The sequence below is a fragment of the Arthrobacter agilis genome (genome assembly GCF_002953615.1).
In the GTDB taxonomy this organism is placed as follows: Bacteria; Actinomycetota; Actinomycetes; order Actinomycetales; family Micrococcaceae; genus Arthrobacter_D; species Arthrobacter_D agilis_B.
In genome coordinates this window covers 3204951-3209006 of the sequence record NZ_CP024915.1, presented here as the reverse complement: position 1 = coordinate 3209006, position 4056 = coordinate 3204951, and the positions used below count along the sequence as shown (strand labels likewise).

Below are 4056 nucleotides of genomic sequence, written 5' to 3'. Positions count from 1 at the left end.
CGAGGACGGCGGCAGCGAGGAGCGCGCCGGCGGCTCCGGTGAGGGTCCTCGTGAGGGCGGGTGCGGGCAGGGGGCGGCGATGGGACGCGGTCATGGTTCCTCGGATCGGGCTCTCGCACGCGGCCCGCCGGAAAGCGGCACCGGCGTGCGGGGGTGGTACCGGCAGCTGAGACGGACTGCGGCTCCTGAAGTTTACGGGCGGCCGGTGCCCGCTCCCGGTTCCTGCCGTGGACGGGTCTTCCGTGTCGTGCTCGACTGTTCCGTGTCGCGCTCTCGCGCACGGCGGTCCCACCCGGCGTCGGGCCACCTACTAGGGTGGAACCATGCCTGCCCTCCCCCGCGCCGCAATGCTCCTGGTGCCCGCCGCGGCCCTCCTGATGGGGGTGGCGGGCTGCGCGTCCGTCGTGGATGTGGACCCCGCCCAGGACGCCGCGAATGCCCGGTGCGCCGAGGTGATGATCGCGCTGCCTCCGACGGTCGCCGAGAACGAACAGCGCGACACGAACAGCCAGGCCACGTCCGCCTGGGGGGACCCGTCCAAGGTGGTCCTGCGGTGCGGTGTGGACGTCCCCGGCCCCACGACCGATCCGTGCGTCACGGTGAACGACGTCGACTGGGTGGTCCGCGAGGGGGATCCGGCCTGGACCGCCACCACCTACGGCCGCGACCCCGCCGTCGAGGTCCTCTTCGACCCGGACGACGTCGCCTCGAGCACCGTCCTCGTCGAGCTCGGTGACGCCGTGGCGCGGGTCGAGCAGACCCGCGCGTGTGTCGGCCTGGCCGATGCGACCCCGGCTCCGTCGGGCGGCTGACGCCCCTCTCCAGAACGCACCCGCACCACTACAGGAGGCACCGTGAAGGCCGAGCAAATCTCCGACGTCTGCACCTTCCACGGCGAGGGCCCCTACTGGGATCCGCGCCGGAACGAGCTCCTGCTCGTGGACATGATGGAGGGCGACGTCCTGGTCCGCCACGACGACGGCAGCATCGACAGGCACGACGTGCATCCGCGCCTGGCGGGTGTCATCCGCGGCCGCGCGTCAGGCGGCTACGTGATCGGGGTGGAACGGGGTTTCCTGTTCGCCGACGAGTCGTTCTCCATCCTCGAGGAGGGGCCGACTGCCTTCAGCGACCCGGCCGTCCGCATGAACGACGGCGGCTGCGACACCGCCGGCCGCTTCCTCTGCGGGTCGATGGGATGGGAGGGCGAATTCGGCGCCGGCACCCTGTACTCCCTCGGGACGGACCACTCGGTGTCCACCGTGCTGACGGGAGGCACCATCTCGAACGGACTCCACTTCTCCCCGTCGGGCGACACCGCTTTCTACAGCGACACCCCGACAGGACGCATCGACGCCCTCGCCTACGACGTCGAGAGCGGCCGCTTCACCGACCGGCGCACCTTCGCCGTCGTCGAGCCCGCGCTCGGCATGCCCGACGGCATGGCCATCGACGCGGAGGGCGGCATCTGGACGGCGCTGTACGGGGGCGCCGCGATCGCCCGGTACGACGCCTCGGGGAAGCTCTCGGAACTCATCCACCTCCCGGTCACCAATGTGACGGCCTGCGCCTTCGGTGGGGCGGACCTGTCGACGCTGTTCATCACGACCACGCAGGAGAACGTCCCGGAGGGGTCCGAACCGCAGGCGGGCGCCCTGTTCGCCGTCGAGCCAGGAATTGCGGGTGCTCCCCTGCCGATGTTCAGGGGGTAGGTCTCCCTGAGGCTGCCGACGTCTCGCGACACCTGCGCCCATCTCCTCACCGGTCAGGTACTCCGAACCCTCGTTCTGCTGGTCGTCATTTGATGGCCAGCATCGTCGCGACGCTCGGCACCCCGTTGCCGTCCACCGCGAACAGCATGTACTGACCCGGCACGAGGATGCCGGGATCCGTCGGCAGCCTCAACGACGCCGTAGTGCCGGACACCGATGCGGGGGTCAGAGGAATACGCCGCTGGTCGGTGTTCACGGTGTGGGTGACGGTGCTCATACGCATCAGGGCGAACGACTTCACCGGCGCACCGGTGGTCACCGCAATGGTGCTGCCGACATTGGCAGCGGAGGGCGCGGTGACGATCGCGGGCCGCGCGCGCTCGCTGCCGTCCGCGTTCAGCAGGTACGGCGGCGTGAAGATCTCCCCGTCCAGGTGGTTCGTCGTCGTGCAGTTGGTACAAAGCCCTCCACCGCCGACGAAGACCTTGCCGTCCGGGAGCAGCAGGGCAACGCTGTGATAGGTCCGGGGCACCGCCATCGGGGCCAGCACGGTCCACGTGCCGGTGGCCGGGTTCCAGATCTCAGGAGACATACGGGCATCCGTGTCGGTGAACGGAACAGGGGTGGCCTGGCCGCCGACGACGAACACCTGACCATCGGGCAGGGCGACTCCGTTCGCGAACGACCGCGTGACGGCCATGTCCCCGGTCCGCTGCACCCGCACCCCGTTGTTGATGTCGATGGTGTACGCACGTGCCGTCGCAGCAACTTTCTGATACGCGGTCGCACCGCCCACGGTCAGGATCTTGCCGACGTCGTACATCACGGCATCCCCGTTCATCGCGTCAGCGCTGTCCGACCGCAGTCCGGCTGAGGTGATGCTGCCGTTGCCGGTAGTGGAGATCCAGTTCATCTGCCGGCTTGGCCCGGCGTGGAAGACGCGCCCTCCGGGGGCGGCGAACAGCCAGGCATGGTTGTCCGCCCGATACGGCCCCTGAGGATCTGCCGTCAGGGTCTTCTCCACCCCCACATTGGGCAGGATTCGCCAACCGCCGGCGAGGGACCAGACCTCCCCGCTCTTCGGAGTGGTGCCTCCGGACCAGGAGCCGCCGATGCTGAAGACCTCGCCCGTGGAGGTGGTCACGTTGCTCTGGTAGCCGCGCGCGATCTTCATGTCCGGTCCGGGCGTCCACGCGTCGGTCGCGGGGTTGTACAGGCTGGTCTTCGAGCTGTTGCTACCGCCGCTGACCAGGATCGTCCCGTCGGCCAGCATCGAGGTACCCGGGCAGAACATGTCGTGGCCCGTGTTGGAGACCTGCGTCTTCGACACCTTGCCCGTGGTCAGGTCCAGGATGGATGTCTGGGTATACCCCCTGCTTCCCCCGAAGGTGGTCGGGGAGTACGCGGACCAGGTCAGCAGCCTGTTGCCGGGCAGCAGTGCTGCGGCCGCCGGGACGAGCGGGAAGCTGATGGTGGGGCCCCAGGACCCCGCCGACGGACCGAGAAGATCGATCTCCGCGGCGCTGCTCCAGGGGCCGCGGTTGCCTGCTTCAGAACCCGCGGTCAGTCGGACGTACCGGGCAACGACAGGGGCGAAGGACACGGTCTTCTCGACGCCGGTATCGGGCCATGTGCCGTTGGCGACCCTGCTCCAGACCATGCCGTCGGGGCTGGCCTCGATCGAGTACACCCCGATCCGTCCGTTCCCGCCGTCGGGCCGCGGTCGGTAGCGCAGGCCCGCCACGCTGCGTGCCGTCTTCGTATCGATCGTGATGCTGTGCGGCAGCGGCGCTGCCGGTGCAGGCGACCACCTGCTGTGCCAGATCGTCGCCGTATTGCCGTCCAGGATATTTCCGGCACGGCCGTTCGAGCGGGCGGTCTCCTCGTCGCTCGCCGAGGCGGTCCATCCCGCGCGCGGAAGGACGCCGGGTGCGGGCAGCGCCCCACCCGCGAGCAGATTGATCTCCGCTGCGGTGCTCCAGGGACCGCGGTTCCCCGCTTCCGAGGTCGCAATCAGGCGCACGTAGCGGGCGCTGACCGCGGTGAAGCTCACGGTCTTCTCCGTGGCGGAGTCCGGCAGGGTGCCGTAGGCCACCGGTTTGCTCCAGGCGACGCCGTCGGCACTCACCCTGATCTCGAAGCTGCCGATGCGGCCGTTCGAGCCTGTCGGCCGCGGAAGGTAGCGCAGGCCTCCGATGCTCTGCGTCCCCTTCGTGTCGATGGTGAGGGTGTGTGGCAACAGTGCTGCGGGCGCAGGCGAATACCGGCTGTGCCAGATCGTCGTGGCACTGCCGTCGAGCACATTGGCGGCCTTACCGTCAGCGGCCATGGTCTCTTCGTCACT

Annotated in this window: 3 protein-coding genes; 2 read left to right on the top strand and 1 reads right to left on the bottom strand. The window is 69.4% G+C overall.

Going from position 1 to position 4056, the window contains the following annotated elements; genetic code table 11:
- The first annotated feature begins 323 nt into the window (after positions 1-323).
- Positions 324-812, top strand: a complete 489-nt coding sequence (locus CVO76_RS15710) for a DUF3515 domain-containing protein (protein ID WP_208740056.1) — start codon at positions 324-326, stop codon at positions 810-812.
- Between the two features lie 42 nt (positions 813-854).
- Entirely contained in the window at positions 855-1712 is an 858-nt protein-coding gene (locus tag CVO76_RS15705; protein WP_208740055.1) for an SMP-30/gluconolactonase/LRE family protein, read from the top strand.
- Positions 1713-1797: 85 nt separating this feature from the next.
- On the opposite strand, the gene CVO76_RS15700 is transcribed toward CVO76_RS15705, so the two are convergent.
- Positions 1798-4056 (bottom strand): discoidin domain-containing protein (locus tag CVO76_RS15700; RefSeq protein ID WP_208740054.1); only part of this gene is annotated, 2259 nt, incomplete at its 5' end.

Excerpts from the sequence above, each read along its gene's own strand:
- CVO76_RS15710 (WP_208740056.1), top strand. The coding sequence starts at position 324 with ATGCCTGCCCTCCCCCGCGCCGCAATGCTCCTGGTGCCCGCCGCGGCC.